Origin of the sequence: Streptomyces cyaneofuscatus (assembly GCF_042718795.1) — a bacterium.
GTDB classification, from domain to species: Bacteria; Actinomycetota; Actinomycetes; order Streptomycetales; family Streptomycetaceae; genus Streptomyces; species Streptomyces cyaneofuscatus_A.
In genome coordinates, this window is the sequence record NZ_JBHXOX010000009.1 from 185,169 (window position 1) to 197,707 (window position 12,539).

Annotated in this window: 12 protein-coding genes; 7 read left to right on the forward strand and 5 right to left on the reverse strand. The window is 67.8% G+C overall.

The annotated features are described in order from the left end of the window. The first annotated feature begins 19 nt into the window (after nt 1–19). The 6 genes from ACFWRT_RS12625 to ACFWRT_RS12650 all read left to right on the forward strand — a co-directional run bounded on the left by ACFWRT_RS12625 (nt 20) and on the right by ACFWRT_RS12650 (nt 8,465). A complete protein-coding gene (locus ACFWRT_RS12625) occupies nt 20–5,806 on the forward strand; it encodes a peptidoglycan DD-metalloendopeptidase family protein (protein WP_380951756.1) in 5,787 nt (1,928 codons plus the stop codon). A gap of 84 nt (nt 5,807–5,890) precedes the next feature. Beyond that, nucleotides 5,891–6,388 (forward strand): hypothetical protein, encoded by a 498-nt coding sequence (locus ACFWRT_RS12630; RefSeq protein ID WP_380951757.1) that lies wholly within the window; start codon nt 5,891–5,893, stop codon nt 6,386–6,388. 99 nt (nt 6,389–6,487) lie between these two features. Beyond that, nucleotides 6,488–6,691, forward strand: a complete 204-nt coding sequence (locus ACFWRT_RS12635; RefSeq protein ID WP_380951758.1) for a hypothetical protein — start codon at nt 6,488–6,490, stop codon at nt 6,689–6,691. 2 nt (nt 6,692–6,693) lie between these two features. Next, nucleotides 6,694–7,227, forward strand: a complete 534-nt coding sequence (locus ACFWRT_RS12640) for a DUF6879 family protein (protein ID WP_380951759.1) — start codon at nt 6,694–6,696, stop codon at nt 7,225–7,227. Beyond that, nucleotides 7,224–8,066, forward strand: a complete 843-nt coding sequence (locus ACFWRT_RS12645; RefSeq protein ID WP_380951760.1) for a helix-turn-helix domain-containing protein — start codon at nt 7,224–7,226, stop codon at nt 8,064–8,066. Before ACFWRT_RS12640 ends, ACFWRT_RS12645 begins: the two co-directional genes overlap by 4 nt. Before the next feature lie 87 nt (nt 8,067–8,153). Beyond that, entirely contained in the window at nt 8,154–8,465 is a 312-nt protein-coding gene (locus tag ACFWRT_RS12650; protein WP_380951761.1) for a hypothetical protein, read from the forward strand. 60 nt (nt 8,466–8,525) lie between these two features. Here the strand turns inward: ACFWRT_RS12650 and ACFWRT_RS12655 are convergent, their stop codons facing one another. Next, nucleotides 8,526–9,314: a hypothetical protein gene (locus ACFWRT_RS12655; protein WP_380951762.1), complete on the reverse strand. Its 789-nt coding sequence runs from the start codon at nt 9,312–9,314 to the stop codon at nt 8,526–8,528. A gap of 141 nt (nt 9,315–9,455) precedes the next feature. On the opposite strand from ACFWRT_RS12655, the gene ACFWRT_RS12660 reads away from it, so the two are divergent. Beyond that, the gene (locus ACFWRT_RS12660; protein ID WP_380951764.1) at nt 9,456–9,995 is read left to right on the forward strand and encodes a hypothetical protein; all 540 of its coding nucleotides are present in this window, start codon (nt 9,456–9,458) and stop codon (nt 9,993–9,995) included. Between the two features lie 97 nt (nt 9,996–10,092). Here the strand turns inward: ACFWRT_RS12660 and ACFWRT_RS12665 are convergent, their stop codons facing one another. The 4 genes from ACFWRT_RS12665 to ACFWRT_RS12680 all read right to left on the reverse strand — a co-directional run bounded on the left by ACFWRT_RS12665 (nt 10,093) and on the right by ACFWRT_RS12680 (nt 12,475). After that, nucleotides 10,093–10,278 (reverse strand): DUF397 domain-containing protein, encoded by a 186-nt coding sequence (locus tag ACFWRT_RS12665; protein WP_380951765.1) that lies wholly within the window; start codon nt 10,276–10,278, stop codon nt 10,093–10,095. Beyond that, on the reverse strand, nt 10,271–10,867 hold the full coding sequence (locus ACFWRT_RS12670; protein WP_380951766.1) for a DUF5753 domain-containing protein: 597 nt from the start codon (nt 10,865–10,867) through the stop codon (nt 10,271–10,273). The genes ACFWRT_RS12665 and ACFWRT_RS12670 overlap by 8 nt, the downstream gene beginning before the upstream one ends. 832 nt (nt 10,868–11,699) lie before the next feature. Beyond that, nucleotides 11,700–12,077: a hypothetical protein gene (locus tag ACFWRT_RS12675; protein WP_380951767.1), complete on the reverse strand. Its 378-nt coding sequence runs from the start codon at nt 12,075–12,077 to the stop codon at nt 11,700–11,702. Then, the gene (locus tag ACFWRT_RS12680; protein WP_380951768.1) at nt 12,074–12,475 is read right to left on the reverse strand and encodes a hypothetical protein; all 402 of its coding nucleotides are present in this window, start codon (nt 12,473–12,475) and stop codon (nt 12,074–12,076) included. The genes ACFWRT_RS12675 and ACFWRT_RS12680 overlap by 4 nt, the downstream gene beginning before the upstream one ends. Between the last annotated feature and the right edge of the window lie 64 nt (nt 12,476–12,539).

The window sequence follows — 12,539 nt, forward strand, 5'->3', positions numbered from 1 at the left end:
GGGATCGAAGGAGCGCACCGTGGCCGAACCGACCCTCGTTGGATCCACCCGGGTCTCTGTCGTCCCGGACGTGACCCGGTTCGGCCCGGAACTCCTCACGGAACTCCCCAAGGCGGTCAGGCCCGGCGCTGAACGGGCCGGGGATGTCATCGGCGACGTCATCGCCCTCAAGGTGAACGCCGCCGTCGCGAAGATGCGACCGGTCATCAAGGTCGGTGTCGACCTCGACGACGTCATGGCCAAAGCCGGGCTGCGGGACCTGACCAAGGCCCGCACGGTCGGCGTGAAGGTCGACCTCGACGACAAGGCGGCGTCCGCCAGCCTGACCAAGCTGACCGCCGACCGAACCGTGAAGATCACGGCGCAGCTCGACGACAAGGCCGCGAAGACGGCCCTCGCCCGCCTCACCGACGAACGCACCGTCCGGATAGTTGCCCAGGTCGACGACACCGCCGCCAAGGCGAAGCTCGCCGGGTTCGGGCAGACCACCGTCGACATCGTCGCCAAGATCATCGACGCGGCGTACAAGCGAGTCGAGAAGGCACTCGACAAGCTCACCGCAGACCGCTTCGTCCAAATCCGCGCCACCCTCGACACCCGCGTCGCCGCCAACGAGCTGCGCGGCCTCACCCAACGGCAGCGCGTCCGGCTCGGAGTCGACGTCGACACCCGGGTTGCAGCGAACGACCTGGCGAACCTGACCCGCGCCCGCATGGCCCGGGTCACCGCACGGGCCGACACCACCGCGGCGACCAACGCCATGCGGTTCCTGACCCGGGACCGTGTCATCAACGTCCGGACCCGGCTCCTCGGGGTCGGGTCCCTCTCGACCGCTCTCGGAAGCCTTGGGGGCGCGGGCGATACCGGGGGCGGGCTAAGCCGGCTCCAGAGGCAGATCCTCCTCATCGGCGGGGCGGCCCTCAGCTCCCTCCCGACGATCGCCTCGCTGGGGTCGGCCCTGGCCCAACTCGGCCCGCTCGCCGCCCTCGCCGCCCCGGGCATCCTCACCCTCGTCTCCGCCTTCGCCGCCATCAAGGTCGGCACGTCGGGTGTGGGTGACGCCATCAAGGCGGCGTTCGCGGACACCTCCGCAGAGGCCGCAGCAGCCGCCACGGCGACCCGGCAGGTGGAGAACGCCCAACGGTCCCTGTCCAACGCCCAGAGAGGCGTCAGGGACGCGGAGAGGGGCCTGACCGAAGCCCAGCGCACCGCCCGCCAGGCGCAGCAGGAACTGTCGGCGGCCCGCAGGCAGGCGGCCCGGGACCTCGAAGACATGAACCGGCGGCTGCGGCAGGGGGCGCTGGACCAGCGGCAGGCCGCCCTGGACGTGCAGCAGGCCGAGGTTGACCTTGCGGCGGTCCGTACCGACCCGGCCGCCACACAGTTGCAGATCCAGCAAGCGGACCTGGCGTTGGTGCGGGCGAAGGCGTCGGCGGAGGAGCAGTCCCGGCAGCAGAAGCGCCTCCAGGTCGACACGGCGGCGGCGAACAAGGCCGGGGTGTCCGGGGCTGAAGGAGTCGTCCAGGCGCAGGAGCGGATCCGCACGGCGGGGCTCCAGGTCGAGCAGCAGGAACGGGCCGTGCAGGACGCCCACCGCGCTGTTGCGGACGCGGCCCGCGCGGTGGCGGACGCCCAGTCGAAGGCGGCGACGCAGACGTCGAAGCTCGATACGGCGATGGCGAAGCTGTCCCCGAACGCCCGGACCTTCGTGAACGTGCTGCGGGACCTGGCCCCGGCGTGGACGGCCCTCAAGCTTGATGTTCAGGACCGGCTGTTCGCCGGGCTCGGGGAGCGCCTGCGGCAGGTCTCCGCCACCGCCCTGCCGGTGCTGCGCGAAGGGCTCGCGGGCACGGCCGGTGTCCTCGGCACGATGGGCAAGAACGCCCTGACCGCGGTGGGGAACCTGGCGAAGTCGGGCCAGTTGAAGGGCGCGTTCGACGTCGTCCGCAACGGCCTGGACAACATGAACCGGATCCCCGGGCAGATCGTGACGGGCCTGTCCCGGCTGACGATTGCCGCTGGCCCGGCGTGGGACCGGATCACCGCGGGTGCCGGGTCGTTCATGGACAAGGTCACCGACCGGCTCGCCAAGGCCTTGGAGAACGGGAAGCTCACCGACGCGATCAACACCGCCCTCGATGTGGCGGTCAGCTTCGGGGAAGTCCTCGCGGACGTCTTCGGGATCTTGAAGAACGTCATGGGTGCGGCGTCCGAGGCTGGCGGCGACTTCTTCGCCGTGGTCGGGTCGGCACTGAAGGAGATCCGCCGGGTCACCGCCCTGCCGGAAGTTCAGGACGCGCTGAAGGCGATCTTCACGGCGTTGAACGCGGTCGCCAAGCTTGTTGCCGGCGCCCTCGGTGCCGCCCTGCTGGCCGTGATGCCGGTCCTTGCCGCTCTGGCCCCCGTCGTCACGAAGGTCGCCGGTCTCCTCGGCCCCGCCATCGCGGAACTGTTCCGCACCCTCGGCGAGGCGCTCCTGCCCGTCGCGAAGTCTCTCGGCCCGGTGCTGATCGTGGCAGCCGAGGCCCTCATCGCCCTGGTCAAGGCCGTGTCCCCGGTCCTGCCGGTGCTGGGGAAGCTGATCGGGGATCTTCTGCCGCTGGTCGTCCCGATCTTCGACCTGATGATCACGGTGTTCGACGCCCTGGCTCCGGTGATTGCGCAGATCGCCGCCCAGCTCGGCCCGATCCTCACCCCGATCATCGAGGGCCTGGCGGCTGTCATCGGCGAGTTGACCGCTCAGTACGCCACTCAGTTCCTGGATCTCCTCCAGGAGCTGATGCCGGTCCTGCCCATGCTGATCCCGGCGTTCATCCAGCTCGCCGACTCCATCGGGCAGATCCTCCTCGCCCTGGCCCCGCTGATGCCGCAACTGCTGCTCCTGTCCACACAGGTGCTGGTGGAGCTCCTGCCGGCGCTGCTGCCGTTGATGCCGCCCCTGATCCAGCTCTCGACGCTGATGACGGAGCTGGCGGTGAAGGTGCTGGTCGGGTTCGTCATCCCCGCGCTGGTGCGCCTGGTCGACTACCTGGCGGGGCTGAAGGAGAAGTTCCAGCCCGCGATCAACGCGGTCAAGTGGCTGACCGAGGGCATCGCCAAGGCCTTCGACTGGCTGTACGACAAGCTCCTCGGGCACTCCGTCATCCCGGACATCGTGAACGGGGCCATCAAGTGGTTCACGGACCTGCGGGACAAGGCGCTCCGCATCTTCGGATGGATCAAAGAGAAGGTCTACGAGTCCTGGTCTGCCCTGTGGGGCAACGTCAAGTCGGTCGCGTCGGATTCGTGGCGCATCGTCCGCGAGGGCTTCGACACCTTCGCGGAAGGGCTGACGACCGCGTTCGAGACCCTGAAGAAGGGCCTGGGGAAGGTCTGGAACGGGCTGAAGTCGCTGGTCAAGGCGCCGGTGAAGTTCTGGATCGAGACGGTCTACAACGGCGGCATCGTCGAGGTTTGGAAGAAGACCGCGGCGAAGATCCCGGGCATTGACCCGCTCGAACCGATGAACCTTCCGCGAGGCTTCGCGCGTGGCGGGATACTCCCAGGCTCCAGCAGTTGGCGGCAGGGCGACGACCAGCTCGTCCCCATGCGCCGTGGTGAAGGCGTCTACGTCTCCGAGGCGATGCAGGACCCGTATGAGCGGGCCCGGCTCCACGCGGTCAACCAAGCTGCCATGCGCGGCCAGTCTCTGCGCTCGTTCAGGGGCTTCGCTGAGGGTGGCATCTTCGACGGCATTACGAACGCGGTGGGGAGCGTCCTGTCGAAGGGCGCGGATGTTGCCCGGGGTGGGTTGGCGAACCTGGCGGATGCGGCGTTCAAGCCGGTCAAGTCCGGGATCCGCAAGGCCCTCGGCGACAACACCAACACCTACCCGGGCTTGGTCGGGGCGCTCCCGATCGGGCTGTTGAACAAGGTCGTCGACTACATCCGCGGCAAGGACATCCTGGAGTCCACCGGCCAGTGGTTGAAGCCGGTCGACGCCCCGTATGGGACCCCGTTCGGCAAGCCGGGCCTGATGTGGTCCTCCGGCCGCCACACGGGCTTGGACTTCCCTGCGAAGACCGGGGCGAGTATCCGGGCCGTCGACAACGGGCAGGTCCGCACAGCGGCGTCCAGCGGCCCGTATGGGCAGCACATCGAGATCAGCCACGGCGGCGGCCTGTCCAGCCTCTACGCGCACATGTCGGCGATGGTCGCCAGGGCCATGGACGGTGTCACCCGGGGCCAGGTCATCGGGAAGGTGGGCGCGACCGGCAACACCACCGGCCCGCACCTGCACCTTGAGGCCCGCATCGGCGGGAAGTCGGTCGACCCGATGCGCTACCTGGAGGGCGGCACGGGTGGGGATGCGGGCGCCGGCGTCGAGCGCTTCCGGGGCGTGGTCACGCAGGCCCTCGGCCAGGTGGGGCAGTCGCTTGCCCTGGTGAACACGACCCTCCGCAGGATGAATCAGGAGTCGTCCGGCAACCCGCGGGCCGTGAACCGGGATGACATCAACTGGATCAACGGCACACCGTCCGTGGGCCTACTCCAGGTGATTAAGCCGACCTTTGAGCGTTTCGCCGGGAAGTACCGCAAGACCGGGCCGTTCCTGTACGGGGTGTCCGTCGACCCGATGGCGAACATCTACGCCTCCATGCGGTACGCCTTGAAGACCTACGGCAGTCTCTCCGCCGCCTACAACCGTATCGGCGGGTATGCGCGGGGCGGCATCGTCGGCGGGGTGCAGATCAGCACGGGACTCCGCCGCGGTGGGTACGCCACCGGCGGCATCATCAAGGTCGGCGGCAAGAGCATCGACACGGGGCCGCTCGCCGCGTCGGTCGGGGCGAACTTCCTCAAGGCGCTCACCGGTACGGCGTCGGCGATCAGTACCGCGATGACGCAGGTGGCTACCGCGATCAAGAACGCGTTCAAGGGGGTCAAGACGACCCTCGATGACCGGCTGTTGCGTCAGCTCGCCATGCAGAACAAGGCATTGCAGTCGCTCGCGAACAAGCGGGATGTCCTGCGGGAGAAGATCGCGCAGGCTCGCACGTTCGCCACGGAGACGACGTCGAACGCCGCCGGCTTCGCCTCGCTCACCGGTCTCCCAAACTCCGGTTTGCCGTTCGGGGCGAGCGGCATCCTGGCGGGGCTCCAGGTGCGGCTGGGGCAGCTCAAGGCGTTCTCGGCGAACATCGCCGCCCTCGGCAAGCGGGGCCTGTCGAAGACCCTGATCGGGCAGCTGATCCAGGCCGGCCCCGACCAGGGCGCACCGTATGCCGCCGCGTTGGTGAAGGCGACGGCCTCGCAGCTCAAGAGCATCAACGCGACGCAGACGCAGATCGGGAAGGCCTCGGCCGCCTACGGCAACACCGCCGCGGACGTCATGTTCGACGCGGGGTCGATGGCGGGCAAGGGGTTCCTGACCGGCCTGGTCGCGCAGGAGTCGGCGATCGTGAAGGCCTTGGCGGGCCTGGCGAAGAAGGTGCAGAAGACCCTCAAGGTCGAGCTGAAGATCAGTAGCCCGTCGAAGGTGGCCCACCAGTTGGGCCGGTTCACCGGGCAGGGCTTCGAGGGCGGGATCAGGGCCAGCATCCCCGGGGCGGCGTCGGCGGCCGTCGCGATGGCGCAGACGGTGCGCTCCACCGTCAAGGCGACCAGCACGTCCCGCCTGGAGACCAACACCGTCAACAACCGGGGTGGCGACCGCATCCTCAACTACAACGCTCACGTTACCGAGGTCGCCTCCCGGCGCAGCATCCTCGACGCCCTGGCGCAGGACGAGATGACGCACCGCGGCGTGATGCTCGGGCTGGGGTAACGCGCGGCGGAGCTCCGACCGCGCGATGGTCGGGGCTCCAGAACTACCGGGCGCAGGCTGGCGGCTGCGTCATATGGTCGCGGGATGTCGACGCTGCCGCTGTACCACCTCGCCCTGACCGCCTTCCAGGACGCTCAGGCGAGACTGCAAGAGAACCTGGCCAGCGTCCGTGACCCAGGCATGGCGATGGTGTCCGCGATGGAAGCTGCGTACTGGGCCAACGCTCTCGACTTGAGGCTCCGAGCGGATGACCAGTCCTATCGGCAGCTCACGGGTGACGGACCAGAGCTGATGAGGGCGCTTCGCTTCGTCCGGAATCGTGCGGCACACCAGTTGCCGCTGGTCGTGCAGCAGTCGGGGGGAATCCAGTTGCCGTTCACTCTGCCGGCCACCCTTTTGCCCGTAGTCATCTGCTGGGTGAGTGCATCCGCCCTGCCGCCCGCAGACCGAGGTCATGAGGACCGTAAAGGTGAGGCTTGCTACGCGAAGTGGATTGAAGGGCAGGCGGTGTGGGTCGTCGTTGAGGAGGTACGACGATGGCTCGCCACAGAGCAGACCCGGCCCGGGTCCCTGCTTGCCTAGCGTCTCGGACGCCGTCGCGCGCAATCTTGCGCAACCGTCCCCCGCGGTAGCCCCGTCGCCTGCATGCTGGTGCCTCACCTGCGAGAACGGAGCCCTGTTGTGACGCTCAGGTTCATCGGCACCACCTCCGAAGACGGCAACTGCCCGACCCTCTACGAAGTCGTCGAGACCGGCGACATCGTCGTCCAGGGCGACCGGCTCACCGCCCCTGAGGATCTTGCGCAGCTCCGGGACGTCGGCGAACACGAGACGTTCGTCGTCATCCCCCGTGAGCTCCTGACCCGCTTCGCCCCCAAGGAGTAGCCGTGCCACTGGTTCCCTTCGAGCAGATCACCCACCTGTTCGCCGAGTTCGAGCACACAGCGTTCCGCCTGGAGACTCGCCGCGGGTACGCCACAGATCGGGCAGCGGAACGGTTCCAGGCGTTCCAGCGCGGTATCGACCCGCAGCCGGCCCCGAACAGCCCGTGGAACACGAACGTGCGGGAGAAGGCAGCACAGGGCGCCCACTTCTCCCGTGTCCGGATCGTCGACGACCCGCCCACGGACGGGCAGCGCTTCCTCATGGCCGCCGCGTCGAGCAACATCGCGGCCGGAGAGGACATCCGGGTACTCAGCCGGTACGTAGCCGAGTCCGCAGGCCTGCCCGACTACGACTTCTGGCTGTTCGACTCCCGTCTCGTCGCCCGGTTCCACATCGACGAGACGGACACCACGGTCGGCGTCGAGGTCACCGAAGATCCAACAGAAGTGCTCGCCGCGTGCCGGGCTCGGGACATTGCCTGGCCGCTCGCTACGCCCTCGGCCACCGTGTGGGCGCAGGTACGTTCGTCGGCGTGAGCACCGACCTTCAGAGCGCGAGGGAGGCTCTCGGTGCCCGGCTGAACGAGCTGCGCACCGGGGCCGGGCTCAACGGCCGCGACTTCGCCCAACTGCTCGGCTGGCAGCCCTCGAAGGTGTCCCGGCTCCAGAACGGCAGGCAGGCCGCGACCCCCGAAGACCTCCAGGCGTGGGCGGAAGCGTGCGGGCGGCCGGAGGTTGCCGCGGACCTGTTGGGCCGGCTGCGGGTCTTGGAGTCCCGGCAACGGCACTGGCGTAAGCAGCTCGCCGCCGGACACGCCCCCGTGCAGGACCGGTACGTCATCGAGTACCAGCAGACCACCGTCCTCCGCGGCTATGAGGCGACGGTAATCCCCGGCCTGTTCCAAACCCCGGACTACGCCCGACACCTGCTGATGGCGCGCGCCGAACTGTTGCAGACACCCCGGGACACCGAAGCCGCTGTTGCGTCCCGGATGCGCCGCCAAGAGGTGCTCTACGCGGCGGGCAAGCTGTTCCGGGTGCTGGTGTGGGAAGGGGCCCTGCACGCCCTGGTGTGCCCCCGGGACGTCATGGCCGGGCAGCTCGACCGGCTAGTCGGGCTGATCGGGATGAGCACCGTCGAGTTCGGCATCGTGCCGCTCGGCGCCCCGATGCGCCTCACCCCGAAACACGGATTCTGGATCTTCGACGAGTCCCGGGTCGTCGTCGAGACGATCAACACCGAGTTGACGTTCGACACCGCCGACGACCTGGCCCTGTACGGGCGGACGTGGGACGGGCTGAACGAGTCGGCCGCCTACGGGGCGAGGGCGCACCGCATCATCGCCCGCGCCCGGCACCTGATTGCCCCGACCTGAGCAATCCACCCCAACACCCGTGCCGGGTCGCGCAATCTCGCGCAACGCCCGGGACCGCCAGGCCTGGCCGCTTCTACGGTCCTGGCCATGACCACACCATCGAACACCGCAGCGCCCGCCTCCTTCGGCTGGTGCCACTGGCACAAAGGCCCGTCCGGTACCGCCGTCATGGTCGACGTCATCGAGCAGAGCTCAGGGCCCGGCGCCGGCCTGTACGCGTGCTCCCCGTGCCGGGAGCAGCACGGTCTGCGGTCCGTCGTCGAGCAGCCCCACGAGGTGGCCTACCGGGACTACCTGATCCACACCACGGACTGTGCGGGATGCAGCCGTATCGGCCGGTGCGATGTCGGCGGGCGGCTCCGTGACATCTACCAGCAAGCCCTCGACGCGGCCCCCTGACCGGCTGAGCGCAGCAGCCCCACCCGGTGTGGCTGCTGCGCTCGACCACGAGCTGAACGGCTACTGGGGATAGAGAGCCTTTAGCGCGATGACCCCTGAACAGAGTTCGGTCACATCGTCTAGGAAGTACTTCATCGCAGCTCCCGACACGCTTTCGTTCGCGTCCCGCCGAGGTCCCGCCTTCCAAGGATTGCGGCCTTCCATGAACAACCATCTTGTCGCCTGCAAGATGTCAGATGCCTGACTGGTGGTCAGCCATGGTGATTTTGTTGCGACAAGACGCGGCCGCACTTCTTGATCCAAGATGCGGGACTGGCTGGCGACTCGTGTTTGCCATCTACGCATCGCCGCCCAGGTTTCCCTGTCGTGCTGTGCAGCGCGCAGGTTGCGGTAAGGGTGCTGACTTCCAACTCGGGGAAGCAGGGCCTGCAGCTGGCGTAGAAAGTCAGTGATCCGCTCCTCCCTCGCGCTGTCATCCAAGCTAGCGTCCTTGGTCGACTGGAGAGATTGCGAGAGCTGCCTCAGCTCGGATCTGAGGTGTGCAAGGTCCACCGCATCGAAGGGGTCCAGAAGCGTCGCCTCGAACTCAGCCGTTGACTCCACGACTTGCGTGCGCGCATGAGTCTTCTCCCGCGCCTCCTCCTGCGCTTGGCCGAGGTGGCTGAACACCAGGAGTGCGGCAGGTACGCCGAAGCAGAGCGAGGTGGCGCTTGAGGCGACATTGGTAGCGAACTCGTGCCCTTCCCACCAGCCGTGAGCGTCAGCCACGAGACCGAACGCGAGCAGGGCCAAGCCTAGAATCAGCATGATCACTGACGTTCGCAGCACCAGCTTCGGTGTGTCTTTCAACCAAGCCCTCGTGCGGGCGACTCTCCCCGGTGCCACAAGGCCCCCTTCCGTGTTGACTGGGGGGAACGTAGCTGAGACTGAGGGGCCCCGGGCTCTCTTTGATCAATCCGCTCGCTCGGCCCGCGCTCGTACACTGCCGCGATGGACAGTGGATGGATGGCCGTATGGCCAGTCGCAGCGTTCTTCCTCGGTGGTGTCGCAACTCAGGTAACGGGGTGGCTGAACCACCGCCGGCAGCGTGCCGAGAGAGCTGCGGACGATGCGGCAGCGGTTGAGCAGCGCCGCGAAGAGTTTGAGCTGAGTCACTTGGTGGAGCTCAACGGACTGCTGCAGGACTATGTGGATACGTTGCCGCCTCTAGTAGGGGCTTTGACGACCTACTGGTCTCAAGCTCCTGCACTGTCCGACACGGAGCGTGGCGCGATATTCCCTCGCGAGGTCTATGCCGCGACCGAAGCCGCTGGCAAGGCGGTGCGTTCCCAGATCGGCTTCGTCCTGGACGATGACGCCCGAAGAATCGTCGATGAAGCATACGTAGCCATCGACATGGCAGCTTCCGACATCCTGATCAACGACGATGGGCCCAACCTCGGGCAAATGGGCGCGGCGGTGAATCGGGCCCACGAAGCTCTCTCTGCGCGCGTCAGAGAGATTTACGCGGGACAGGCACTGGCCAGGTAGGCGCGAGCCCCCACCGCCGTTCTGTGCGGTGGGGGCTCGCTGCTGTTTTGGATGAAAATTAGGGCATGTGGGTCAGATTGACCCACCTTGTGGTGCGTCACACCTGGTGGCCCTTGGCCCAGTCGACGAGGTCGGCGAACGTGCCGGGGGTGACGCGGATGCGGGGCCCGGTGCGCCGCTTGGAGTCCCGGACCAGCACTTCGCCGGCCGGGCGGGCGACCTCAACGCACGCCCCGGAATCCGTGTACGAGGACAGCTGCCAGGTCAGTTCGTTGTCACGCATGAGTGAGTCGCTTTCTCGCGGCTTCGATCATCCGAAGCGAGTCCGCCGGGCTCGCCGCCCGCTCCACAACATGATCGCAAGCGTGGATGAACGACGCGGCGCTTTCCGGGCGGCTGATGACCGAGGTGCCCGCCAGGTGCTCGACGAAGACGCTGCGCCCCGGCCGGGCCCGGTAGACGGTGAACGATCCGTTCAGGCCTGGGTGTTCTCCTCCCTCGGGCAGGACGCGCACGTCGAGGGTGGGGCGTAGGGCGAGGAGCGTCATGAGGTGGTCGAGCTGTGCGGCGAGGGTGGCCGGCCCGCCGACAGGCTGCGTGAGGACGTTCTCCCCGATGACGAAACGGGCTGTACGTCCCGCTGCACGCCCCAGGGTGTCGATGCGCACGGTTCGGCCGGTGGCCCGCTTCTCGACGTCGTGAGGGGGCAAGGCGGGCGCCGAAGCGCGGATTGCGGCGCGGGCGTAGTCGGCGGTCTGGAGCATCCCCGGCATCAGGGTGGGGTGCCATCCGTGGATGTGGTCCGCCGTGGTCTCCAAGGCGAGCAGCCGGTCGAGGTGCTCGTCCAGGCTTTGGGGGTCGGTGATGGTCATGGAGCCTTCCTAGTGTCAGTCGGGTGTCAGGCCTCGCGCGCGCACACGCGTTGACCTAAGGGAATCGGGCCGAAATCGGGGTCTGACACCCCCTTCTGACACCGTTCTGACAGTCGGCAGGTGTCAGAAGTGGTGTCACCGCAGGTCAGGCGAGGTGTCAGCGGTCTGACAGGGGGTGCTCACAGGGTGCTCAGCGCCACTCCGTCGCAGGTCACAGCCGCTCAGACTGCTGCTCAGAGGGTGCTCAACTTGGGATCTTGAGCACCCTCTGAGCAGCCTTTGAGCAGGGTCCTATATCGGGTCGAACTGGTACGGCGGGAAGCCGACACGAGTCGGACACTCCCAGTTCAGACCCGGACGCAAGCCGGACGGGGAAGCCCCTGACCCGGACGCGCCTGTCCGGCTCAAAGATCATCCGTCCGGGCTGTGTCCGGGTCGCGTCCAGCTTCCGCCGTACCAATCTGTGCCGGTATGCACCCTGTCCCTGACCTTGCCTGGACCCTGCCCGAAGGGGCACGGTCAGAGTGTGACCCTGCCCGGCTAGGGCAGGGTCGAGGACTCCTGGGGCATGGTCCGGGCAGGGTGCCAGACCCGGCAGATGCCCGGTTTGCACCCGGCGCAGACCCGGCGGCAGGTGGGTCAAAGTGACCCACCTGCCGGGTGTCCGCCGGGCTGTTGCCGGGGTCCTGCCGGGTCTCCGCCGGGCGTCTACCGGCCCGACTAACCCCCGTCTACAGGCCGTCTTTGGCCCGTCTAACACCCGACTAGCAAACGATCACTAGACGGGCCTTAGACGGGGTCAAGACGGGTCATAGACGGAGGGACAGACGGGTCAGGTCAGCATGCGGAGAGCCAGCGCCCCTAGCTGTTCCTGTAGCGCGTCGATACGGGCCTGCATCAACGCCATGTCCGCAGCCATCTGCGACACCACCGGGTCAACCGCCGGAGTCGGGGCGGCAGTCGTGGGGACATCCCCACGACTCAGGGCGGCGGTGAACCGCTCCCGGGCCCCGCCATTGACCCGCTCTAACATGACGTCCAGGATCTGCTGCATCTCGGTGCGCGGCACGATCTCCGGGTTCCGGTGCCAGCCGGCGACCGTGCGAACCGCGACACCGAGCTTCGCGGCGAAGCCCTCGTTCGTCATGCGGAGCGCGGCCTGCAAGGCGCAGGCGGTGCGGCCGGTCCACGTGGTGACGACCTCGCTCACGACTCCACCCTCGGGGCCATGAGCGGGTAGGCGCGGTCGATCGCCCGGTACTCGGACCGGATCAGCTCCGCAACGCTCTCGTCGTACAGCAGATCCGAGAAGCTGGCGCCGTCCCGCATCAGGTCCCACGGGGACTCCATGTGGAGCGACAGCTCAACCCGGTGCCGGATCTCCGCGACGGGCAACTCGTCGATGTTCTCGTCGTAGGCGCCGCGCATCGCCAGGTCGAACGCTGCGGCGAGCATGTCCCGGGTCATCGCCACCTTAAGCGTGACGACCGCGTGTACGTCGCCGCCGCCAAGGATGTCGTTCGTGTCGCTGGCGCCGAAGACGTAGTCGGTCGGGACGGCCGGCGGCAGGGCTACCGGCTGAGTCTCGGTGTGGGAGAGGATGGTCATGGTTCTGCCCTTCCAGGAGCGGACCACTGGCGGGTCCCGGGGTGCTGTCCCGGGGCCCGTATTA

Excerpts from the sequence above, each read along its gene's own strand:
- ACFWRT_RS12630 (WP_380951757.1), top strand. The coding sequence starts at position 5,891 with ATGTCGACGCTGCCGCTGTACCACCTCGCCCTGACCGCCTTCCAGGAC.
- ACFWRT_RS12650 (WP_380951761.1), top strand. The coding sequence starts at position 8,154 with ATGACCACACCATCGAACACCGCAGCGCCCGCCTCCTTCGGCTGGTGC.
- ACFWRT_RS12660 (WP_380951764.1), top strand. The coding sequence starts at position 9,456 with ATGGACAGTGGATGGATGGCCGTATGGCCAGTCGCAGCGTTCTTCCTC.
- ACFWRT_RS12665 (WP_380951765.1), bottom strand. The coding sequence starts at position 10,278 with ATGCGTGACAACGAACTGACCTGGCAGCTGTCCTCGTACACGGATTCC.
- ACFWRT_RS12670 (WP_380951766.1), bottom strand. The coding sequence starts at position 10,867 with ATGACCATCACCGACCCCCAAAGCCTGGACGAGCACCTCGACCGGCTG.
- ACFWRT_RS12680 (WP_380951768.1), bottom strand. The coding sequence starts at position 12,475 with ATGACCATCCTCTCCCACACCGAGACTCAGCCGGTAGCCCTGCCGCCG.